This is a genomic window from Pseudohaliea sp., assembly GCF_040217025.1.
GTDB lineage: Bacteria > Pseudomonadota > Gammaproteobacteria > Pseudomonadales > Halieaceae > Pseudohaliea.
The window spans coordinates 263114-283916 of sequence record NZ_JAVJOA010000012.1; the positions used below are offsets into that span (position 1 = coordinate 263114).

Genomic DNA, 20803 nt, shown 5'->3' on the forward strand with positions numbered 1-20803 from the left:
CGTGGACAACAGGCAGTCAGCCGATGACGACAACGGCGGGGCCCGCCTGAGCGAACTCCACCGTTATCACGCCACTGCTCGGCCATTGGCTTACTGCAGCAGCGCCAACACGTTCTGCTGCTGCGCGTTGGCCTGCGCCAGCACGGCGATGCCGGCCTGCTGCAGGATCTGCGCCCGGGCCAGGGCCGCCGTCTCCGCTGCAAAGTCCGCGTCGCGGATCCGCGAGCGGGACGCCTCCAGATTCTCGGTCGTGGTCGCCAGGTTGGCGATCGTCGACTCGAAGCGGTTCTGGATGGCGCCGAAGGTGCTGCGCAGGTCGGCGACCGTGGTCAGCGTGGCGTCGATGGCCTGAATCGCCGAGTTGGCGTTCGCAACCGATGTCACACTCACATCCGCAAGGTTGCCCGAGGCGGCGAAGGAAGTTGCAGAGAAGACCGTGGCGGCGTCACCACCGCCGATGGTGATTGCCTCACCAGAGGTAAAACTGAGCACGCCCTCATCAACTGACGCGGTCGCGTTACTCCCCAGAGCCTGATTTACTGCATCGGTGAACGCCTGGACTGAGGTGTACGTTCCTGCGGCAACGGTGATCGCATCATTGTCACCGAATTGAATGGTCAGATCCGAGATTCCAATCGAGACACCATCGTCGGTCCCGGGCGTACTGGTGGGCGCGGCCGATAAACTGTCAAACAGGCTGTCCGGGTCAGCCGAAATGGAGAACGATCCTTCTCCATTCTCCGTGGCGGTCAAAGTCACCACGTCACCAGCGGCCGTCGCGATGTCGTCGCCAGTGACAGCGTCATTGATAGCAGCGGCCAGATCAGCTCCGTTAGTGATATCACCATCAAGGGTGACATTCACGGTGTTACCTGACGGATCGGTAATAGTGAAAGAGCTATTCGTTACCTCATCGGTGCCAGGCGAGCTCCCGTCAATCGTGGGAAGCGCAGTGGCAATGGTGCTGTCGGTACCGTCACTATCTGGGTCGAGATTAAGGTTCGCAAAGCTAACGGTAGTGCCGGCTCCAGTCGCATTATTGGTAATAGTGATGTCCGTGCCATCGTCGGTAACCGTGAAGTTAGTAAGCTGGCTGTTTAGCTCGGCGGTTACGGCACCTACGTTGGCCAAGTTGGTATTCAAAAGCACCGTTTCATTAGGATTGGTGCCCGAATCGTCTACGACCTCGAAAGAGATTTCCTCATCCGCAGTGCTAAAGTCACCAACAAGGTCAGCGCCTGTAAATGTTGCACTGCCGCCAGTCGCCGCCGCGGCGGTGAAATCTGCGATTAAGTCGCTGCCGCTGATGTCAAAGACAAAAGTGGCTTCAGTGCCGGCATCATCGGAGAACTCGGTAGACAGATTGACCGAAGTCGCGGTCGCAACGGCCCCAACATCCGCCGTGCGAACACTGGAATCCAGGTTCAGCCCGATGGTCTCGCCGACGTTCGCACCCACCTGGAACTGGGCGTTGCCGAAGGTGCCGTCGAGGATGTTGCGACCGTTGAAGGAGGTCTGGCGGGCGATGCGGTCGAGTTCCGCGAGGCGCTGCTGGACTTCGAGGTCGAGGGCCGCGCGGTCGCTGTCGGAGTTGGTGGCGTTGGCGGACTGGACGGCCAGTTCGCGGATCCGCTGCAGGTTGTTGGTGAACTCGGCCAGGGCGCCCTCGCCGGTCTGGGCCAGGGAGATGCCGTCGTTGGCGTTCCGCGCCGCCTGGTTGAGGCCGCGGATCTGCGTGGAGAAGCGCTCGGAGATGGCGAGGCCGGCGGCGTCGTCCTTGGCGCTGTTGATGCGCAGGCCGGAAGAGAGGCGCTGCAGGGCAGTCGCCACGTCGTTCTGCGAACCGTTCAGGTTGCGCTGAGCCGTCAGCGACGGGATGTTCGTGTTGATTACCTGGGCCATGGTTTCGTTCCCTCTGTCCGCGTCCCGGGCCTTGCCCTTAACGACGCTGTTCACCAGTTGCTGGCAGCCCGGCTGCCGTGCTCGGCATTGCTGCCTTCAACCGGTTTAGCGACGTAGCCGGGGGGAACTTTAGGGCGAAAATCGAAAAACTTTGCAGAAAATGTTGACAGCCGTCACACCCTGCGGCGGCGGCCCGGGGGAATCAGAGGAAATTGAACAGGGAGAGGCCCTGTACGCGGACGAAGGTCTGCTGCGCAGCCTGCAGGGCGACGAGCTGGAGGTTGAGGCGGGAGATGGCCTCGGCATAGTCGAGATCCTGCACCTCGGAGAGCGTCTCTTTCAGCTGCAGGGCGAAGTCCTCGCTCACCGCCTGCTGCGTCTCGACGCGGTTCAGACGCGCGCCGATGTCTGCACGCTTGCCGAGGATGACCTCTAGGCCCTGGTCCAGGTTGCGCAGGCCGCTGTTCAGCGCGTTGTTGACCGCCGCACCGCCGGCGGGCGTGTCTTCCGCACCCCTCAGGGCATCGGCGATGGCAGACAGGGTGCCGAACAGGTCCTGCCGGCGCGCGGTGCCGATGCTGAAGCTGTCGCCGTCCGCCGGCGCACCCTCGAGGGTGACGCTGGCGCCGTTGAAGGTGATGGGCTCGCCGGCCGTGTAGCTGCCGCTGGCCACCACCGCGGCGCTGCCGTCGGTCACCTCGTAGGTCACCGGGTCCTGCGGCGTGGGCTGGCTGAAGGTGATCGTGTAGTTGTCCGCGACGTAGCTGCCGGTGGCCTCCGTGACCTGCACCACCCCGGTGCCGCCGTTGCCCGGGTCCGCGGCGATGGCGAAGCGGCCGTTGCCCACCGGCACGTCGACGAAGATGCCCGAGCCCGGCTCGCGCACGGCCACCTGCGCATCCGCGCCCACCTGCAGGAAGCGCTGACCCTCGTCGCCCTGGTAGACCACCTGCCCGCCGCTCAGCTCGAAGGGCCGGCTGCGGCTCTGGAAACCGGCGAAGATGTACTCGTCGTTGGCATCGCGGGTATTGGCGAGATCGACCAGCTCCTGCAGCCGCTGCTCCACCTCAACGGCGATGGCCTTGCGGGCCCCTGCATCCTGGGTGGCGTTGTTGGCCTGCACGACCAGCTCGCGGACCCGCTGCAGCACGTTGCCGACGTCCGCCAGGGTGGTCTCGGCGAGGGCCAGCTGGGTCTCGGCGAGCGAGCCGTTGCGCTGGAACTGGTCGACGCGCTCGAGGTCCTCGGAGATATCCAGAATCTGCACCGCCGCGATCGGGTCATCGGCCGGCGAGGAGACGCGCTTGCCGCTGGCTATCTGCTGCTGGGTCTGGTTCAGCTCGAACTGGCGATCGAGGATGGCGTTGACGCCCTGCTGGAAGATCTGGACGGTGGACAGGCGCATGCCGGCTCCCTCCCCTTAACGCCGCGTGGCGGCGAGCAGGGTCTGGAAGACCTCGTCGGCCACCGCGATCACCTGGGCCGCCGCCTGGTAGGCCTGCTGGTAGCGCAGCAGGTTGGCGGCCTCTTCGTCGAGGTTGACGCCCTGGGCGCTGTCGCGGGCGTCGATGGCCTGCTGTAGCAGCGCGCTTTCCGTATTCGCCGCGGTCGTCGCCTGGCGGGTCTGCACGGCCACGCCGGCCACCAGGGAGGCGTAGGCATCCTGGTAGCTGGCCTGGCCGCCGTTCAGCACCGGCGCGCCCTGCAGGGCGCCGAGGGCGAGGGCATTGCGGTTGTCCCCGACACCGTCGACGTTGTTCTCGATCGTGAGTACGTCCCCGGCCACGGGCTGGCCGCCGAGGGTGAAGGTCGCGCCGGCGAGCGTTACCTCGATACCGCCGGAGTCACTGGCCGGGTCGAAGGCGATCGGGCCGCCGGGCACGCCGGCGACGTCATAGCCGGGCACGCCGGCGCCGAGGGCATCGGGGTTGAAGGTCAGGGTTACCGGGGTCGCCAGGGGCAGGCCAGACGGGTCCTCCACGGCGAGGCCGGTGAGCGTGCCGCTGCCCGCGTTGCCCGGCGAGGCGGCCGAGCGCAGGGGACCGGCAGCAGCGATCGCCGCCGCATTGGGCACGACCACCTCGAACAGGTTGGCGCCCTGGGCCACCGGGTCGATGAGGAACGCGTCGCCCGCGGCCGGCGTGCCGCTGATGGTCACGGTGACGCCATCCACGGAGAATGCCGGGCCGGCCCCGGTCTGTGCACTGCCGGTGGTCTCGTTGCGCAGCGTCCACTGCGCACCGTCGAAGCTGAGCCGGTAGCTGTCGCCGGTGAGCGCCGACGCATCGTCGATGGCCGCGGTCACGGCCGCCGTACCGGTATTGGCGTTGGAGTCGACCACCGTCGGCGTCAGCGGCCGGAAGAAATCCCCGCCGAGCTGGCCGTTGAGGTCCAGGCCGTTGCGGTGCTGGGCGTTGAAGGTGCTGGCAACCCCGGTGGCCAGCAGGCCGAGCTCGTTGCGGGTGCCATCGAGGACACGGCTGCGGAAATCCAGCGCCGCCCCGAGCTGGCCACCGCTCAGGAAGCGGCCGATGTCGCCCTGGGTGGGCAGGCCGGCGATGCCGACGTTGGTGCGCGTGGGGTCGAAGGGGTCGGTGAAGGTCGCCAGCGCCTCCGCGTTGAAGCCGACCACCAGGGCCTGGCCGTTGCCGACCAGCACGTTGATCGCGCCGTCGTCCTGGGTGACGGTCGTGACCCCGATCTGCTCGGCGAGCTGGTTGATGGCGCGGTCCCGCGCATCGAGCAGGTCGTTCGGCGGCTGCCCGCCGGCCTGGGCCGTGGCCCGCACCACCTGCTCGTTCAGGTCGGCGATACTGCGGGCGAGGCTGTTGATGTCGCGGACGGCGTTCTCGATGCGGACGTTGACCTCTGCCCCGAGTTCCCGAAAGCGCGTGTCCAGGTACTGGAAGCGGTCGGCGAGGCCCTGGGCCTCGCCCAGCAGCACCTGCCGTTCCGGGAGCGAGGAGGGATTGTTGGCCACGTCCTGGATGGACGAGAAGAAGCTGTCGAGCGCCGGCCCCAGGCCCACCGCCGGGTCGGCGAGAATGCCGTCCATACGCGAGGCGAGGTCACGGAACAGCTCCACCCCGGTGCTCGAGGATGTCCGCGCGCGCACGTCATCGGCCAGGAACTGGTCGAAGCTCCGCGTGATGGAACCAATCGTGACCCCGGTGCCGAGGAAACCCGCCCCGGTGCGCTGCGGCGGCAGCGTGGCGAACTCCACCCGCTGCCGGCTGTAGCCCTCGGTGTTGACGTTGGCGATGTTGTGCCCGGTCGTGCTGATCGCGCGCTGCAGCGACAGGAGAGCGGACGTGCCGATGTTCAGTGTGTCTGCCACGATGCCCTAGCCAGCCGCGCCTGCGCCGGTGTTGCCTTCTGATTCATGCCCCTCTAGCGACCCCGGGGCGGAAAGCTTTAGCCCGTCGTTCATCAGCCGGTCGAGCATGGGCGCACCGTCCGCGCCCGCCGCCTCCAGCTGCCGGACGATGACATCGGCCAGGCCGATACCCCCGGAGCGGGCCAGGTCGGCGGCGAGCTGGCGGTCCGCCATCTCCCGGAAGCTGCGCACGGCATCGCTCTGGAAGAGATCCCCCTCGATGGTGGCGTCGCGCATGGCCTCCAGCGCCTGCTGCAGGAACAGGGCCTCGAACTCCGCAGCGACCGTGCGCAGCTCGCCACCGGCATCGCGACCGGCGGCATGGCGCAGCTCGGCGAGGCCGGCGAAATCGTTGTAGAGCGCCGCCGCCTGCATGCTAGATGACGACCAGCTGGGCGCGCAGGGCGCCCGCCTGCTGCAGCGCCTCGAGGATGGCGATAAGGTCCCCCGGCGCGGCGCCCACCCGGTTCACGGCGGTGACCAGCTCCTGCAGCGTGACGCCCGGTTCCAGCAGGAACATGCGCGCGTTCTCCTCCTCGATGCTCACCTCGGAATCCGGCGTGATCGCCGTGTCGCCGCGGCGCGAGAAGGCACCGGGCTGGCTCACGTTGATACTCTCGGAGACGGTGACCGTGAGGTTGCCGTGGGCCACCGCCGCGGTCTCGACCCGGACTTCGCTGCCGATGACGATGGTGCCGCTGCGCGAGTTGACCACGACCCGCGCCGGCGACGAGGCCGGGTCCACCTCGAGGTTCTCGATCACCGAGACGAAGGCGACCTTGTCCTCCGGCGTCTCCGGGGCGCGGACCTCGATGGACACCGCGTCGACCGCGCGGGCCGTGCCCTGGCCGATGCGCCCGTTGATCGCCGCGGCCAGGCGCTGCGCGGTGGTGAAATCCGGGGCATTGAGGTTCATGACCAGGGCCGGGGCGTTGCCGAAGGGGCTGGCGACGGTGCGCTCGACCGTCGCGCCGTTGGGGATGCGCCCAGCGGCCTGCGTGTTGACGGTCACGCTGGAACCGTCGGCCCCCTGGGCGCCGAAGCCGCTGACGATCAGCGAGCCCTGGGCGAGTGCGTAGGTCTCGCCGTTGGCGGCCTTGAGCGGGGTCATGAGCAGGGAGCCGCCGCGCAGGCTCTTGGCATTGCCGATGGAGGCGACGGTGATGTCGATGGTCTGCCCCGGCTTGGCAAAGGCGGGCAGTTCCGCCGTGACCATGACCGCCGCGATATTGGTGAGCTGCGGGTTGACGCCCTCGGGCACGTTGACGCCGAGCTGCGCCAGCATGCTTTTCAGGCTCTGCACCGTGAACGGCGCCTGGATCACCTGGTCGCCGGTGCCGTCGAGGCCGACCACCAGGCCGTAGCCCACCAGCTGGTTGGTGCGCACCCCGGCGATCGAGGCGATGTCCTTGATGCGCGCGGCCTGCGCCGGCACGGCGAGGACCGACACCAGGAGGAACAGCACCAGCAGGAAAAGCAGGGGTTGGACGAGACGGCGCATGGCGGGACTCCGGGACATCACAAAGGGCCTCACAGCCGCATCAGAAAGGCATCAGGGGGCTCATGAAGAAGCGCGTGAGCCAGCCGGGCGTGTTGGTCTCGTTGGCGACCCCGGTGCCGCTGTAGGAGATCCGCGCGTCCGCCACGCGGGTGGACGGGATCGTGTTCGTGGGGCTCAGGTCCTGGGGCCGGATGATGCCGCGCAGGCGGATGTATTCGTCGCCCTGGTTGATGCGGATCCATTTCTCGCCCTGGACGACCAGGTTGCCGTTGGGCAGCACCTCGGAGACCTGCACGGCGATGGAACCCTGCAGGCTGTTGCTCTGGCTGCTCTCGGCCTCCCCCGCGAAGTTGCTCTCGCTCTCCGCCGCGACGCTGAGGTCGTACTCGCCGCCATTGATCGACACGGGCTTGCCGAAAACCGTCGGATTGCCGATATCGATGCCGCTGGCCCGGTCGAGGGCGGTATCCGCGCTCTTGCTCGCGTCGGTGGATTCCACCAGCACGATGCTGACGATGTCGCCCACCTGCCCCGCCCGCACGTCGGCAAAGAGCGACAGGTAGCGGCCCTGGGTGTATAGCCCACCGTTGTTCTCGGGCTGGGGCAGCTGCGAGTAGTCGATCGGCTCGACGGGGCCGTAGAGCGGGTGGCTGTCCTCCGGGATACCGCCGCAGCCGGCGAGGACCAGGAGGAAAAAACCGGCAGCGAGGTGTTTCATGGTCTCAGTCGGCGTCACGGTCACAGGTTCTGGGACACGAACTGGAGCATCTGGTCCGCCGTCGAGATGGCCTTCGAGTTCATCTCGTAGGCACGCTGCGTCTCGATCATGCTGACCAGCTCCTCGACCACGTTGACGTTCGAGCTCTCGACGTAACCCTGCACCAGGGTACCGAGGCCGTTGATGCCCGGGTTGCCGGGCTGCGGCGGGCCGCTCGCCCCGGAGGCGACGAACAGGTTCTCGCCGCGCGCCTCCAGCCCCGCGGGGTTGATGAAGTCAGTCAGCTGGATGTTGCCGACCTGGCTGACCTGGGCGACGCCCGGCAGGCTGGCGGACACCGTGCCGTCGCGGGCGATGCTGACCGAGAGGGCGTTCTGCGGGATGCTGATCGGAGGCTGCAGCTGGTAGCCCTCGGAGGTGACCATGACGCCCTGGTCGTTGATCTGGAAGGAGCCGTCCCGGGTGAAGGCCTGGGAACCGTCGGGAAGCAGGATCTCGAAGAAGCCGCGCCCCTGTACCGCGATGTCGAGGGAGTTCTCCGTGCGGGTCAGGTTACCCTGGGTGAAGAGCTTCTCCGTGGCCACCACGCGCACCCCGGTGCCCAGCTGCAGCCCCGAGGGCAGCAGCGTCGTCTGCGAGGACTGGGCGCCGACCTGGCGCACGTTCTGGTAGAGCAGGTCCTCGAAGATGGCCCGGCTGCGCTTGAAGCCGGTGGTGCCGACGTTGGCCAGGTTGTTGGCAATCGTGGCCATGCGCGTCTGCTGCGCATCGAGGCCGGTCTTGGAAATCCACAGGGACTGGTTCACGCTTCGGGCTCCTTCCTGGACACCTACTGCAGGCTCATGAGTTCGGCGGAGGAGCTGTCGAGCTCCTGGCCGATCTTCATCATGCGCACGTGGGTTTCATACTCGCGGGCGAGCTCGATCATCTTCACCATGGCGGACACGCTGTTCACGTTGCTACCCTCCAGCGCGCCGGGGGTGAGGCGCACCGCCGCATCGGCCACGGACTCGAGGCCCGGGCCGAGGCGCAGCAGGCCCTCGGGGCCCTTTTCCAGCAAGGCTGCCGGAGGATTGACCAGCTTGATCCGGTCGATCGCCACCTGGTTGTCCGGGCGTCCGCCGATCGGCACGATGGAAACGGTGCCGTCGGTCCCGATGGTCAGGGTGCTGAACGGCGGCAGCGCGATCGGCCCGTCGTTGCCGAACACCTGCTGCCCGGCGCCGTTGGTCAGCTGGCCGAAGGGGTCCACCCGCAGGTCGCCGCGGCGGGTGAGGCCCTCGGTCCCGTCCGGTCCGCGCACGGCCATCCAGCCGTCGCCGACGATGGCCACGTCGAGGTCCCGGCCCGTGGTCTGCATGGGCCCGGCGGAAAAATCCACGCCCTGGTCGCGCAGGGCGCCGAAGACCCGGGTCTCCTCGCCGGCGCCGACCAGGTAGCGGCTCTCCGCCTGCACCAGGTCGGCCTTGAACCCCGGCGTGGAAACGTTGGCCAGGTTATGGCTGTTGACCGCCTGCGCAAGGAGTACCTCGCGCGCCCCGGAAGCTGCCGTGTAGATGAAGTGGTCCATGGCGTCCGGTCAGTCCCGTTAGCGGAGGTTGATCACGGTCTGCGTGATCGCGTCTTCGGACTGGATCACCTGGGCGTTCGCCTGGAAGTTGCGCTGGGCGACGATCAGCTCCACGAGCTGCGCGGTGATCTCGACGTTCGACTCCTCCAGCGCCGCCGACTGGATCACGCCCAGCCCGGAGGTGCCGGGTTCACTGACGTTGGCCGGACCGGAGGCGAAAGTCTCTACCCAGTTGGTGTCGCCGATCGGCTGCAGGCCGTTCTGGTTGTTGAAGTTGGCCAGCGCAATCTGGCCCAGGGCCCGGGACTCACCGTTGGTGTAGCGCGCGAAGGCCACGCCCGACTCGTCGATCTCCAAACCCCGGAGCTGGCCGGCACTGAACCCGTCCTGGGCCACGCTGCTGACGGCAAAGGGCGTGCCGAACTGGGTAGTATCGGAGAGGTTCACCACCAGGTCCTGGGCGTCCGCCCCGGTCGGCACCCCCGCGTCGTTGAGCGGCGTCCAGCCGGTGATGTTCACCTCGATGGGGAGCGAGGCCGGGTCGAACTGGCCGTTGGACTGGAAGGTCAGCGTGTCGGGGCCGGACGTGGTCACACCGTCGATGAGCGAGTGGACCTCCCATTCGTTCGCCGTCCCGGTCTTCACGAAGAAGAGGCTCAGCACGTGCGGATTACCCAGCCCGTCGTAGATAGTGGTCGAGGTCGTGGCGTTGTAGGAGGCGGGATCCGGGGCCGTCGGCGGCGTGGCAAAGGCATCGAAGGGACCGCCGAAGGGCACCGTCGGCTGGATCTCCCGGGAATCGAGGTTCGAGGTGAGATCGACCAGCCCCGTGGGGTTCGGGTCGATGAGGGACGTATCGATCTGGATATCGCCGATCTGCCCGGAGATTTCCCCCGCCGGTGTCACCTGGAAGCCCTGCAGCCGGGCCCCCTGGTTGCTGGTGATGAAGCCCTCCCGGTCGACCTGGAAGGCACCGGCCCGCGTGTACTCGAGGGCGCCCTGGTTGCTGAGCTGGAAGAAGCCGCCACCGTTGATGGCCAGGTCCAGCGAGTTGTTGGTAAAGCTGACGTTGCCCTGGCCGAACTCCTGGGTCACCCCCACCAGGCTGACGCCCTTGCCGATCGCGTTGCTGCCAGCGCCGAGCAGGCTCGTCGCGTAGACATCGGCAAACTCCGCGCGGGAACTCTTGAAGCCCACGGTGGACGCGTTGGCGATGTTGTTACTGATCACGTTCAGGTCGGCGGTTGCCGCGTTGATACCCGAGATTGCCGTGTCGAATGCCATGTTCCTGCTCCTGACGATCGCTAGCCGGGAAGGCGCCGGGCGCTCCGCTGGCTGTTGCTGCCGGTTACCGGCCGTTGACTGTTGCTAGAGAAAACTCACTACCTGGTCGATGGCGATGTCCTGGCCGTTGGCGAGGCCAAGGGTGACGCCACCGCTGCTGCTGTCGAGGGCGACGGAGGTCACCTGCTGGTGTGCATTGACCGCCATCGTCACCGGCTCGCCATTGCGCACCGCCTCGGCGGAAATCCGGTAGGCACCCGCCGGCAGCTGTTCACCGCCCGCATCGACACCGTTCCAGCTGACCGGCAGCTGGCCCTCGCCGACCGGCAGGTCCGCGCTGTAGACCAGCCGGCCGCTCATGTCCTGGATGAAGAGCCGCGCGGCCGTCACACCGGAGGGCACCTCGACGGTCGCGCCGAGGGACAGCTGCTCCGGATCCGCCGCACCGGCGCCACCGGGCGCCAGCAGCGCGACGTTGCCCTCCGTCGCCACGCGGCGCCCGACGAGGTTCGCCGCTTCGAGGGCGCGGGAAGCCGTCAGGCTGCTGGACAGGCCGGAAAAGCTGTCCTGCAGATCCTGGATGCCGGAAACGGTGCCGAACTGGGCCAGCTGCCCCATGAACTGCATGTTGTCCATGGGCTTGGTCGGGTCCTGGTTCTCCAGCTGCGCGACCATGAGGGCCAGGAAGTCCTCGGACCCCATCTGCTCCACGCTGCGCGGGCCCCGGTCGCTGGCGCTTCCGCGCGCGGGGAAAAGTTCACTCAGGGGGTTGACGCTATCCATGGCTCTCGTCTCTTCGCTCTGTATCCTGCTCAGCGGCCCAGCGTCAGCGTGCGCAGCATCAGCTGCTTGGCCGTGTTCATGGTCTGAACGCTGTTCTGGTAGGCGCGCGACGCGGCAATCATGTTCGCCATCTCATCGACGGCATCGATCTGCGGCCGGTAGATATAGCCCTCGGGATCGGCCAGCGGGTGGCCCGGGTCATACTCCTGCCGCGGCGGCAGCGCCGACTCGACGACCCCCCGCACGCGGACCCCGGCACTGGCACCGCGTTCACCGGCCGCACCCCGGTAGACGGTCTCGAACACCGGCAGGCGGGCGCGGTAGGCGTCGCGCTCCGAGCCGGCCACGCTGTTGGCATTGGCGAGGTTGCTGGCGATGGTGTTCAGGCGCAGTCCCTGTGCCTCGAGGCTGCTGCCAGAGACCGCCATGATGTTGAAGAGGCTCATCGCTGGCCACCGCGCAGCGCGCTGATCGCGCTCTTGATGCGGCCATCGAGGAGCGTGAGGCTGGCCTGGTAGCGCACGGCGTTATCCATGAAGGCTGCCTGCTCGCGCTGGGTCTCCACCGTGTTGCCATCCATCGATGGCTGCGACGGGATACGGAAGCGCACGTCGGCTGCAGCGTCACCACCGGGCGCCAGCCCGGCTGCCGTGAGGTGCCGGGCGTGGGTCCGCCGCAGCTCGCCGGCACCCGGGGCAGCGCCCGAAGCGGCGGCCATGGCCTGCCGGAAGTCAATGTCCCGCGCCTTGTAGCCGGGCGTATCGGCGTTGGCGAGGTTCCCTGCAATGAGTTCGAGGCGCTGGGCGCGCAGGTGCAAAGCCTGCGGCGAAACGCCCATGACCCGGTCTGCAAATGCCATCAATCCTCTCCCTGAACGCTGAACTGCTTCGCTGGCTGCCGCCCATCTGCATCCGTCTGCTATCAATTTGCGTGCCAGTTTATTTATTTCAATTATTTCAATGAGTTAGAAAGAAGGCGGGATGCCGGGACAGCAGGTGCAGGCGGCGGAGCGGCAAGCTTTGCCGCCGGCCTTGCCGCCCCCAACGATGGCACGGATGCTGCACCCGGATTCAGCAAAAGGCCTGGCAACGGGCATTGTGGAGGTGAAAGTGACGTTTTTTTGGCGCTACCCGGCCCCTTTGGCTGCACTGGCAGTCGCTGCGCTGGCCGTGCTGCCAGGCACCGCGGTCGCGGAGCCCGTGCAGTCGCTGCAGGCGATTGCGGATGCCGCCTCCCGGGCGGCGGTGTCGCGGGCCCGGCAGGCCGGCTTCGAGGACCTCGAGGTCACGGTGCAGCCCCTGGACCAGCGGCTGCGCCTGCCCGCCTGCGGCACGCCACTGGCAACGGCGGTCACCGGGAGCAGCCCGCGCCTCGGCACCATGAGCGTCAAGGTCCGCTGCGCCGAACCCGCACCCTGGTCGCTGTACGTGCAGGCCACGGTGCTGGCCACCCTGGAGGTACCGGTGCTGGTGCGCTCCGTCGGCCGCGGCGAGCGCATCGCCCGCTCCGACCTGGAACTGGTGCGGCGGGAGATCGGCACCCGCCCCGGCACGCTCATTCTCGACCCGGCGCGGATCGTGGGGCTGGAGGCGCGCCGCGACCTGCCGGCGGGATCGACCCTGCAGCAGGGGCTGCTGGCGGCGCCGCTGCTCGTCGAACGCGGCCAGACGGTCACGCTGGTGGCGGGCAGCGCCGGCCTGGAGGTCAGGATGCAGGGCCGGGCGCTGGACAGCGGTGCTGCCGGTGACCGCCTGCGCGTGACCAACCTGAGCTCCGGCCGGGCCGTGGAAGGGGTGGTCGCCGAGGATGGCACGGTGCGCATTCCGTGAGCGGACCGGTGCGCTATGCTAAACTTTCTTGCGCTCTGGTCGCTAAGGGCGAAGTAAGCCGCAGAACGGGGCGCCACGCGCACCCATCGGGAGATTCATGGATCCCATCGACAACAACGTGAACGTCCGGCCGGGGCGCTCGGAGACGGAGGGAACGCGTCCCGCCGGCGGGGCGGCGCGCACCGGCGCTTCCGGCACCGCGGCAACCGGTGCCCGGGGGGACCAGGTTTCGCTGACGCGCACCGCCGAGGAACTGCTGGCCCTGGAGACGCGGCTGCAGGAACTGCCCGGCGTCGACGAGTCCCGGGTTGCCGAGCTGCGCGACGCCGTCCGCGAGGGCAGCTACCGCATCGACCCGCTCGATATCGCCGACAAGCTTCTGCGCGCCGAACAGGAGCGATCCTAGCCCCCGTGGCGCAATCCTCAATCGAGACTCCCGCTATGCTCGCTGCTCTCGAGGAGGAAGTCGCGTCACTGCAGGCGCTTGAGTCCGCCCTTATCGCCGAACGCGACGCCCTCACCGGGCGCGACCCCGCCGCCATCGAGGCCGCCGTTGCCGACAAGGCCACCCGGCTCGAACAGCACAGCCGCCTGCAGGCGGAGCGCGTGGACCGCTGCGGTGGGCGTCCGCTGGGCGAAATCATCGATGCCCTGGCGGACGCGACCGCCGCGGCGGCTCTGCGCGACCGGCTGCTGGCGCAGGGCGAGCGCTGCGAGGCAATCAACCGGGAGAACGGCCAGCTTATCCGGCGGCAGCAGGATCGCGCCGAGCGCGCCCTTGGCATCCTGCGGGCCACGGATTCCGGGCTTCGGCTCTATGCCGGCGATGGCAGCACGGAGCGATCCGGCGACCGGCAGACCCTGGGCAAGGCGTGACGGATCCTTGACACCTTGCCGCCTTGCCGGTGGGTTTCATGACATCATGGCAAAAAGCACACCAAAAGCACCGATCAGGCGCTTAAAATCGCCTAAAATCCGCTAAAACAAACTGGCACGCGGTTTGCAGATCAGTCTTGGGTACATTTTGCCGAGGCATGATCGTGGACACTGTAATCCCGCTGATCCGGCACCGGGCACCGGCCCGGAGAGCCATCAGCCCCCCGGAAACCGCCAGGGCCGAGCTCGCGGAGCGCCTCCTCGCGCTCCACGAGCGGCTGCTCGGCTGCGACAACGACGACCTGCTGCTGCAGCGCTTCCTGTCCTGGGCGGAGGGCGCAGAGCTCGCGCAGGGCCTGGGCCTGCACCTGGATAGCGAGAGCACCGAGCGCCAGCTGGGCCAGAGCCACCCGTACCGCTGCACCTACCGGCTGCAGCTGGACGGAGAGTACCTCGGCGAAATCACCCTCATGCGCCGCGCCCAGTACGAGGAGGCGCACCTCGTCGCCCTCGAGCGCGGCCTCGGTGCGCTCGCCAAGGGGCTGCGCCTCGCCCGGGAGCGGCAGCGCCTCGAAGACCTCGCCACCCGCGATGCGCTGACCCGCCTTCTCAACCGCAACGCCCTCGACGAGGGTCTTGCGACCGAGTTCGCCCGCGCCCGGCGCGTCGGGACACCGCTTTCGCTGCTGCTGCTCGACGTGGATGACTTCAAGGCCCTGAACGACCGCCACGGGCACCTAGCCGGCGATCGCGCGCTGCGCGGCATCGGCGAGATACTGCTCGCGAGTACCCGCGACACGGACCTCGTCTTCCGTCACGGCGGCGACGAGTTCGCGGTGCTCATGCCCGGAACCGACGAGGACATCGCCGCCGACGTCGCCGCACGCATTCGCGAGAACCTCTCGCGGGGACTCCTGCAGCCGGCTGATGCCGAAGGCACGAAGAGCCTCGCACTGCCCCGGGTCAGCATCGGCCTGGCGGCACACCAGCCCGGCGAGTCGCCCACGGCGTTGCTGGAACGCGCGGACCAGTCGCTCTACCGCGTCAAGGCGTTCCGCTCCCGGCTGCCGGAGCAGGCGCCATGAGCCGACGGCGCCGGACACGCGAGGACCGGCTCGAGGCCGGCGCCGGCCAGCCTGCGCCCAGGAACCTCTGGCTGCGGCGGGATCTGCTGGAGAAGATGGAGAAGGGGACGGCACCGGCAGACATACCACGCCGGGTATCGCCGACGAGAGCAGCTGCAGCGCCGGAGGACGCCCCGCGACCGCACGCCGAGCCCCGCCGCGTCTGGCGATAGCGTCCCCGGGGCGCCAATCTGCCGCAGCGGCGCCTGCGTAGCCTCCCCACACCCTCACGCGCCCCGCGAGCTCCCCGATGCGTCGCCTCTACTGGTTTCAGAACGATCTGCGCCTCGCCGATAACCCGGGCCTGGCTGCCCAGGCCGAGGGCGAGCAGCTGCTGCTTCTCTACCTGTGGCCGCGGCAACGTCCCTGGTGTCACCAGAACGAGCCCGGGCCGCAGCGGGAGCGGTTCCTCGTGGAAAGTGTCCGCGCCCTGCGCGAGGCCCTCGCAGCGCTGGGCCAGGACCTCCTGGTGGTCCAGGGCTCGCCGGAGCTGGTCATCCCGCAGCTGGTCGAGCAGCTGCGCATCGACCGCGTGGCAACGGCGCGCACCCCCGGCGCCTACGAGGAGGCCTCCCTGGCGCGCCTCAAGCGCACGCTCAGCGTGCCCGTGGACGATCACCAGGGCGACACGCTCTTCGCCGAGGCGGACCTGCCCTTTCCGCTGACCGGGCTGCCGGCGCAATTCACCCCCTTCCGGCGCGCCGTGGAGGAAAAGGCCGTCCCGCTGCCGCCGCTCCCGGCGCCGACGGTGCTCCCGCCTCCGCCGGCCGTGCCCTTCGACGACACGCCCCCGCCGTCCACCCGGCCGCCCGCGGCGCTGCCGCTGCGCGGGGGCCGCGCCGAGGGCGAGCGCCGCCTGGCCCGCTTTGTCAGCCCCGGGGGCGGCCTCTACCGCTACAAGGAGACCCGCGACGGCCTCGACCCCCTCGACGGCTCGTCGACGCTGTCGCCGTGGCTCGCCACCGGGTGCCTGTCACCGCGCGAGGTGGCCGCGGCCATCGCGGACTGCGAGGCCGCCCACGGCAGCAACGAGTCCAGCTACTGGCTGTTCTTCGAGCTGCTCTGGCGAGAGTTCTATCACTGGCGGGCCCTCGCCGACAGCCGCAGCCTGTTCCGCCTGCACGGCGGTAACCGCAAGCGGCGGCTGCACAACTGCACCTTCGAGCCGCGCAACTTCGCCCGCTGGTGCCAGGGCGACACCAATTTCCCGCTGGTCAACGCCTGCATGCACCAGCTGGTGGAAACGGGCTGGATGAGCAACCGCGGCCGCCAGCTCGCCGCCAGTTGCCTGGTGCACGAGTACGCTATCGACTGGCGTTTCGGGGCGGCCTTCTTCGAGAAGCACCTCATCGACTTCGATGTCGCCAGCAACTACGGCAACTGGCAGTACATCGCCGGTGTCGGCGCCGATCCGCGCGGCGGCCGCCGCTTCGACCAGGCGGCGCAGGCGGCGCGGCACGACCCGGAAGGCGTGTTCACCGCCAAGTGGGACGGGGAGCGACCGAAGCAACCGGACTACGTCACCGACGCCGCCGACTGGCCCATCGGTCACTGATGGCGGGAAAGGCATCCCCGAAGAAACCGAAGCCCAGCAAGGTTTGCCCGGTGTGTGAGCGCTCCTTTACCTGGCGCGCCCGCTGGAAGCGGAACTGGGACGAGGTGGTGTACTGTTCCCGGCGCTGTTCGAGCCAGCGCTGGAAGCGGCGGGACCGCTAGACGACTAGTTGCTTTCCGGCGCGAGGCGCTCGAGTTCACCGTCGGCCCAGGCGACAATAGCCCTGCGATCGGCGGCCTTGCGCTTCTGCCAGCTGCCCACCATGAGCCCCATGCGGGCGTTCTTCTTCAGGTAGTCGGCGTGCCGGTCGATGAAACGCCAGTAGAGAGCGTTGTAGGGGCAGGCGCCCTCCCCCGTGGTTTTGCGCACATCGTAGCGGCAGCTCGCGCAGTGGTTACCCTGGCGCTGGATGTATTTGCCGGAGGCCGCGTAGGGCTTGCTCGCCATGATGCCGCCGTCCCCGTAGAGCGCCATGCCCAGGGTGTTCGGCAGCTCGACCCACTCGAAGGCATCCACGTAGACCGCGAGGTACCAGTCGCAGACCGCCCGCACGTCCAGCCCGGCGAGCAGGGCAAAATTGCCGATGACCATCAGGCGCTGGATATGGTGGGCGTAACCCAGGTCCAGCGTCTGCTGCAGCGCCTGCTGCAGGCAGCGCAGGTCCGTGTCGCCGCTCCAGAACCAGCCGGGCAGCGGGCGCGTGGCGTCGAGCGCGTTGTGTTCGCCGTAGCCGGGCATGTGCAGCCAGTAGATGCCGCGCACGTACTCGCGCCAGCCGAGGATCTGGCGGATGAAGCCCTCGGCAGCGGCCAGCGAGCAACCCCCGTCACGCCAGCGCGCTTCCACCGCCCGGCACAGCGCGAGCGGCTCGAGCAGGCCGATGTTCAGGTACATGGAGATGAGGCTGTGGAACAGCCAGGGTGACTCCTCCGCCAGCGCGTCCTGGTAGGTGCCGAAGCGGTCCAGCGCGTGATCGAGGAACCACCGGAACTGCGCCTCCGCCTCCTCTGCCGTGACCGCGAGGCGGAAGGCCTCGAGGTCGCCGGGGTTATCCGGAAAGCGCTCGGCCACCAGGGCCAGGACTTCCCTGGTGATGTCATCGAGGGGGGCTGCCGGGCGCTCGGGCACGGCCTCGCTCGCCCGCCAGCCGCTGCGGTTGTCGGCATCGTAGTTCCACTGGCCGCCCTCGGGCTCGCCACCGTCGTCGAGCAGCAGCCGGTAGCGGCGGCGCATCTCCCGGTAGAAATACTCCATGCGCAGTTGCTTGCGCCCCTTTGCCCAGGCGGCGAAGTCGTCGATGGAGCAGAGGAAACGACTGTCCTCGAGCAGCGTCACCGGCACGCCCAGCCGTTCTTCCCAGCCCGCCATGGCCTCCGCGAGGCGCGCCTCACCGGGCTCGCAGCAGCGCAGCGCTCCGGCTTTCGAGGCATCGAGCGCCCGCCCGGCAGCGGCCTCGAGGCTTTCCACGCCGTCCTCGTAGGCGATGTAGTGCACCGTGTAGCCCTCGGCCTCGAGCACGTCGCGAAAGTGGCGCATGGCCGAGAAGATCAGCGCGATCTTGTGCCGGTTGTGGGCGACGTAGGCGGCCTCCTCGGCCACCTCGGCGAGGAGCACGGGATCGCGCTCGCGGTCCGTGGCCGCGAGCGCCGGGTTGGCGAGAGATAGCTGGTCGCCGAGGACCAGGGTGAGGGTCGCTGCACTCATGCAGGGAGCTTACGCCCGCGGCGCGGTGCGGGCGCGTTCCTGTCGAGCTTCAGTCGAACTTTTCCAGGACCAGCGTATCGCCGAGCTGGTTGGCGGCGATGTCGTCCTCGCAGAAGGGGAAACGCACCCAGCGCTTGTCGGCGTACAGTTTCGTCTGGTCCGCGAAATGCGGCGAGGCCGGGTCCGTGGACTGCGACGGTACCAGGATCACGTCGGCGATGGGGCAGTCGCTCTCATCCCAGGTCACGGCCTGGATGTAGGAATTCCCCGACGACGGGTTGGCATAGCCGCCTTCGGAAAGACTCGCGCTGATCGCCCCGTAGACGCCCATGTTGCCGGGACCGCCGTGGATCGGTACGCGCTCGTTGCCGCGCTCGAGGAACTGGACCTCGCCCCAGGGGGCATCGAGGGCCACCCCGGCATCGGCCAGGCGCGTGCTGGCGGCGGCCAGGGCCTCGATAACGCGGGTCTCGTTTGCCGGCAGGTCGATGGCGATGCCGCGCGGCGTGTTCAGCGGGTCGGCAGGGTCGAAGCCCACCGCCCAGAACTCCTCGCTGTCGACCACGCTCTGGAAGTCATTGCCGAGTTCGCTGCGGATCTCCCGCCAGAACTCGTTGAACACCTGGGCGCCGCGGCTGTCCAGGTCCACGCGGCGGTCCCAGGCGGCGAGCACATCACACGCCTCGCTCACCCCCGCGGCGGCCTCGCGCGCGCAGACCGCGAGCACGTCGTCGAGGGTCACCTCGGCACCGTAGACCCGGTTCGCGTACATCAGGCCTTCGAGGGTATCGAGGGTGAACAGGGGCGTCTCCGAGAGGCCGTCCGTCGCCGCCTTGCGCTCGGCCACCATGAGGTGGCCGATGCGGGTGCGCAGGAATTGCTGCAGCCCCTCGTAGCCCAGCGGGCCCATGATCGTGGGGAAGCCCTCCAGCGGATTGTTGGCGTCGCTCAGCCAGTAGCTGTTGTTGCTGTTGCCCACGTAGTCCCGGGTGCGCAGCTGCGGCAGCAGGCGGCTCGGGTAGAGGCCGCTGCCCTCCGGCGCCTCCGGGTCCTCGCCCCAGGCGCAACCCGGGTCGGAGCCGTCCAGGGCGAGGATCACGTTGGTGGTGGCATCGGCCAGCAGCGGGCCGACGACGCCGTCGATGCAGCTGTCGAGCTGCGCCTGGGTCAGGTAGGGGATCGCCGAGATCTCGCCGTAGAAGGCTTCCCCGTTGCGATCGGCGGCGAGCTCGTGGAAGACCGGGTTGCCGAGGCTGTCGAGGGCGGCGATGTAGCCGTCGAGGTCCGTGGCCTTGCCCTTCTCGATCCACTGCTCGATACCGCGCACGCCGGTGTCAAGGTTGGCATCCTTGAAGGCCAGGAGACGGCCGCCGGGGAGCGGCCAGCCGCCGAGCAGCGGCGACACGCTGGCCAGGTTCACCACCGGGCCGTAGCGGGTCTCATAGAAGGTGAAACTGCGCGTCTCCAGGGTGCCGTCGGCGAGCCTGACCTCGATCTCCACGGGCACCGGCACGATGTCTTCCCAGCCGCCGTCGTAGTCATACTGCAGCGGGTCGTCCGGGTTCAGGGTGAGTTCGTAGAGCGTGAAGCGGTTGGCGAAGGACACGGTGTGGGTCCAGGCCACGTCCTTGTTGAAGCCGATGCCGATGAAGGGGAAACCGTGCAGCGCCGCGCCTGCCACATCGTACTCGCCGGGCAGGGTCAGGTGGGCCTGGTACCAGGCGCCGGCCCCGAACCAGGGCTGGTGCGGGTTGCCGAGGAGCATGCCGCTGCCGTCGACGGTGGCCTCGCTGCCGAGGGCGAGACCGTTGCTGCCGCGATCGATATCGCGCAGCTCAGCGGCCGCGGCACCGATGGCGTCGCGGGCACCCTCGAGGTCTTCCGGACTGGCATCCGGGGCGACGCCGTCGGGGCCGGTGACCGATAGCAGCGCGTTGCGGAAGAGACCCTGGTCCGAACTGCCGCGCAGGGCCTCGCGGCGCAGGTAGTAGAAATAGTCGACCACGTCGAAGGCGTAGACCCAGTCGGCACCGCGACAGCCGCGATCGCCCTCCGGGAGGTTGTCGACGCCGGTCTCGTCGAGGTAGCGGTTCATACCGGCAGTGAAACCGGCGGCAAGATCCCGCGCGAACTGCGGCAGCGCATCGATGAACTCGGCCTGGAAGGCCTCGCGGTCACCGTTCAGGTAGGTGAACAGGAAGTCGGAGTCGACGCTGCCCATGTCCTCGCCCATGAGCGCCGCCGACTGCCCCGTGGCGAAGACGATCTCGCGCATGGTCACGCAGAAGTTGTCCTGCGCGTAGGCATAGCCGAAGCCGTAGCCGAGGCTCTCCCAGTCGTCGGCCTTGATGTGCGGGATGCCGTACTCGGTACGGCGGATCTCGGCGCTCAGGGTGGGCTCCGGTTCGGGCTCCGGGGGCTCCGGCGCAGGCGGGATGTCGGGATCGTTGTTGTTGTCGCTGCAGGCAGCGATGGCGAGGGGCAGCAGGCAGGTGGCCAGCAGGTGCTTCCAGCGCATCGGTTCTTCCTTGTTGTTATCTGTTTCCGTCGAGCATTCTAGCGGAACACGGCGCCGGGCAGG

The 20803-nt window shown here is 68.4% G+C and carries 21 protein-coding genes; 7 read left to right on the forward strand and 14 right to left on the reverse strand.

What is annotated here, in order from left to right:
* Positions 1-90: 90 nt before the first annotated feature.
* The 12 genes from RKE50_RS18140 to flgB form a co-directional block, all read right to left on the reverse strand.
* Complete coding sequence (locus RKE50_RS18140) at positions 91-1902, reverse strand: flagellin N-terminal helical domain-containing protein (RefSeq protein WP_350038911.1); 1812 nt, start codon at positions 1900-1902, stop codon at positions 91-93.
* A gap of 202 nt (positions 1903-2104) precedes the next feature.
* Positions 2105-3307: a flagellar hook-associated protein FlgL gene (gene flgL, locus RKE50_RS18145; protein WP_350038913.1), complete on the reverse strand. Its 1203-nt coding sequence runs from the start codon at positions 3305-3307 to the stop codon at positions 2105-2107.
* 15 nt (positions 3308-3322) lie between these two features.
* Complete coding sequence (gene flgK / locus RKE50_RS18150) at positions 3323-5239, reverse strand: flagellar hook-associated protein FlgK (RefSeq protein ID WP_350038915.1); 1917 nt, start codon at positions 5237-5239, stop codon at positions 3323-3325.
* Positions 5240-5245: 6 nt separating this feature from the next.
* Positions 5246-5653, reverse strand: coding sequence for a rod-binding protein (locus RKE50_RS18155; protein WP_350038917.1), 408 nt, complete (start codon positions 5651-5653; stop codon positions 5246-5248).
* Between the two features lies 1 nt (position 5654).
* Positions 5655-6779 carry a flagellar basal body P-ring protein FlgI gene (locus RKE50_RS18160; RefSeq protein WP_350038919.1) on the reverse strand — a complete coding sequence of 375 codons (1125 nt, stop codon included), beginning with the start codon at positions 6777-6779 and terminating at the stop codon, positions 5655-5657.
* Between the two features lie 40 nt (positions 6780-6819).
* Complete coding sequence (gene flgH / locus RKE50_RS18165; protein WP_350038921.1) at positions 6820-7497, reverse strand: flagellar basal body L-ring protein FlgH; 678 nt, start codon at positions 7495-7497, stop codon at positions 6820-6822.
* Positions 7498-7517: 20 nt separating this feature from the next.
* Positions 7518-8303, reverse strand: a complete 786-nt coding sequence (gene flgG / locus RKE50_RS18170; protein ID WP_350038923.1) for a flagellar basal-body rod protein FlgG — start codon at positions 8301-8303, stop codon at positions 7518-7520.
* Between the two features lie 23 nt (positions 8304-8326).
* Positions 8327-9067 (reverse strand): flagellar basal body rod protein FlgF, encoded by a 741-nt coding sequence (locus RKE50_RS18175; RefSeq protein ID WP_350038925.1) that lies wholly within the window; start codon positions 9065-9067, stop codon positions 8327-8329.
* An 18-nt stretch (positions 9068-9085) separates the two neighbouring features.
* Positions 9086-10351, reverse strand: coding sequence for a flagellar hook protein FlgE (flgE, locus tag RKE50_RS18180; RefSeq protein ID WP_350038927.1), 1266 nt, complete (start codon positions 10349-10351; stop codon positions 9086-9088).
* An 84-nt stretch (positions 10352-10435) separates the two neighbouring features.
* Complete coding sequence (locus RKE50_RS18185) at positions 10436-11134, reverse strand: flagellar hook assembly protein FlgD (RefSeq protein ID WP_350038929.1); 699 nt, start codon at positions 11132-11134, stop codon at positions 10436-10438.
* A gap of 29 nt (positions 11135-11163) precedes the next feature.
* A complete protein-coding gene (gene flgC / locus RKE50_RS18190) occupies positions 11164-11580 on the reverse strand; it encodes a flagellar basal body rod protein FlgC (RefSeq protein ID WP_350038931.1) in 417 nt (138 codons plus the stop codon).
* Entirely contained in the window at positions 11577-11993 is a 417-nt protein-coding gene (gene flgB, locus RKE50_RS18195) for a flagellar basal body rod protein FlgB (RefSeq protein ID WP_350038933.1), read from the reverse strand. Before flgB ends, flgC begins: the two co-directional genes overlap by 4 nt.
* 250 nt (positions 11994-12243) lie before the next feature.
* Here flgB and flgA point away from each other — a divergent pair, with 250 nt between their 5' ends.
* The 7 genes from flgA to RKE50_RS18230 all read left to right on the forward strand — a co-directional run bounded on the left by flgA (position 12244) and on the right by RKE50_RS18230 (position 16679).
* On the forward strand, positions 12244-12963 hold the full coding sequence (flgA, locus tag RKE50_RS18200; protein ID WP_350038935.1) for a flagellar basal body P-ring formation chaperone FlgA: 720 nt from the start codon (positions 12244-12246) through the stop codon (positions 12961-12963).
* 97 nt (positions 12964-13060) lie between these two features.
* Positions 13061-13369 carry a flagellar biosynthesis anti-sigma factor FlgM gene (gene flgM / locus RKE50_RS18205; RefSeq protein WP_350038937.1) on the forward strand — a complete coding sequence of 103 codons (309 nt, stop codon included), beginning with the start codon at positions 13061-13063 and terminating at the stop codon, positions 13367-13369.
* Between the two features lie 5 nt (positions 13370-13374).
* Positions 13375-13839: a flagella synthesis protein FlgN gene (locus tag RKE50_RS18210; protein WP_350038939.1), complete on the forward strand. Its 465-nt coding sequence runs from the start codon at positions 13375-13377 to the stop codon at positions 13837-13839.
* A 164-nt stretch (positions 13840-14003) separates the two neighbouring features.
* The gene (locus RKE50_RS18215; RefSeq protein ID WP_350038941.1) at positions 14004-14924 is read left to right on the forward strand and encodes a GGDEF domain-containing protein; all 921 of its coding nucleotides are present in this window, start codon (positions 14004-14006) and stop codon (positions 14922-14924) included.
* On the forward strand, positions 14921-15136 hold the full coding sequence (locus RKE50_RS18220) for a hypothetical protein (protein ID WP_350038943.1): 216 nt from the start codon (positions 14921-14923) through the stop codon (positions 15134-15136). The genes RKE50_RS18215 and RKE50_RS18220 overlap by 4 nt, the downstream gene beginning before the upstream one ends.
* Before the next feature lie 77 nt (positions 15137-15213).
* On the forward strand, positions 15214-16518 hold the full coding sequence (locus RKE50_RS18225) for a DASH family cryptochrome (protein ID WP_350038944.1): 1305 nt from the start codon (positions 15214-15216) through the stop codon (positions 16516-16518).
* On the forward strand, positions 16518-16679 hold the full coding sequence (locus tag RKE50_RS18230; RefSeq protein ID WP_350038946.1) for a DUF2256 domain-containing protein: 162 nt from the start codon (positions 16518-16520) through the stop codon (positions 16677-16679). The genes RKE50_RS18225 and RKE50_RS18230 overlap by 1 nt, the downstream gene beginning before the upstream one ends.
* 4 nt (positions 16680-16683) lie before the next feature.
* On the opposite strand, the gene RKE50_RS18235 is transcribed toward RKE50_RS18230, so the two are convergent.
* Positions 16684-18222, reverse strand: coding sequence for a cryptochrome/photolyase family protein (locus RKE50_RS18235; protein WP_350038948.1), 1539 nt, complete (start codon positions 18220-18222; stop codon positions 16684-16686).
* Positions 18223-18271: 49 nt separating this feature from the next.
* Entirely contained in the window at positions 18272-20740 is a 2469-nt protein-coding gene (locus tag RKE50_RS18240; RefSeq protein ID WP_350038950.1) for a penicillin acylase family protein, read from the reverse strand.
* Positions 20741-20803: the final 63 nt, after the last annotated feature.

Bases quoted from the DNA above. Each gene is read 5' to 3' on its own strand.
- flgL (WP_350038913.1), bottom strand. From the start codon at position 3,307: ATGCGCCTGTCCACCGTCCAGATCTTCCAGCAGGGCGTCAACGCCATC.
- RKE50_RS18225 (WP_350038944.1), top strand. From the start codon at position 15,214: ATGCGTCGCCTCTACTGGTTTCAGAACGATCTGCGCCTCGCCGATAAC.
- flgE (WP_350038927.1), bottom strand. From the start codon at position 10,351: ATGGCATTCGACACGGCAATCTCGGGTATCAACGCGGCAACCGCCGAC.
- RKE50_RS18235 (WP_350038948.1), bottom strand. From the start codon at position 18,222: ATGAGTGCAGCGACCCTCACCCTGGTCCTCGGCGACCAGCTATCTCTC.
- RKE50_RS18220 (WP_350038943.1), top strand. From the start codon at position 14,921: ATGAGCCGACGGCGCCGGACACGCGAGGACCGGCTCGAGGCCGGCGCC.
- flgC (WP_350038931.1), bottom strand. From the start codon at position 11,580: ATGAGCCTCTTCAACATCATGGCGGTCTCTGGCAGCAGCCTCGAGGCA.
- RKE50_RS18160 (WP_350038919.1), bottom strand. From the start codon at position 6,779: ATGCGCCGTCTCGTCCAACCCCTGCTTTTCCTGCTGGTGCTGTTCCTC.
- flgB (WP_350038933.1), bottom strand. From the start codon at position 11,993: ATGGCATTTGCAGACCGGGTCATGGGCGTTTCGCCGCAGGCTTTGCAC.
- RKE50_RS18230 (WP_350038946.1), top strand. From the start codon at position 16,518: ATGGCGGGAAAGGCATCCCCGAAGAAACCGAAGCCCAGCAAGGTTTGC.
- RKE50_RS18185 (WP_350038929.1), bottom strand. From the start codon at position 11,134: ATGGATAGCGTCAACCCCCTGAGTGAACTTTTCCCCGCGCGCGGAAGC.
- flgM (WP_350038937.1), top strand. From the start codon at position 13,061: ATGGATCCCATCGACAACAACGTGAACGTCCGGCCGGGGCGCTCGGAG.
- RKE50_RS18240 (WP_350038950.1), bottom strand. From the start codon at position 20,740: ATGCGCTGGAAGCACCTGCTGGCCACCTGCCTGCTGCCCCTCGCCATC.
- flgH (WP_350038921.1), bottom strand. From the start codon at position 7,497: ATGAAACACCTCGCTGCCGGTTTTTTCCTCCTGGTCCTCGCCGGCTGC.
- RKE50_RS18155 (WP_350038917.1), bottom strand. From the start codon at position 5,653: ATGCAGGCGGCGGCGCTCTACAACGATTTCGCCGGCCTCGCCGAGCTG.
- RKE50_RS18140 (WP_350038911.1), bottom strand. From the start codon at position 1,902: ATGGCCCAGGTAATCAACACGAACATCCCGTCGCTGACGGCTCAGCGC.
- RKE50_RS18175 (WP_350038925.1), bottom strand. From the start codon at position 9,067: ATGGACCACTTCATCTACACGGCAGCTTCCGGGGCGCGCGAGGTACTC.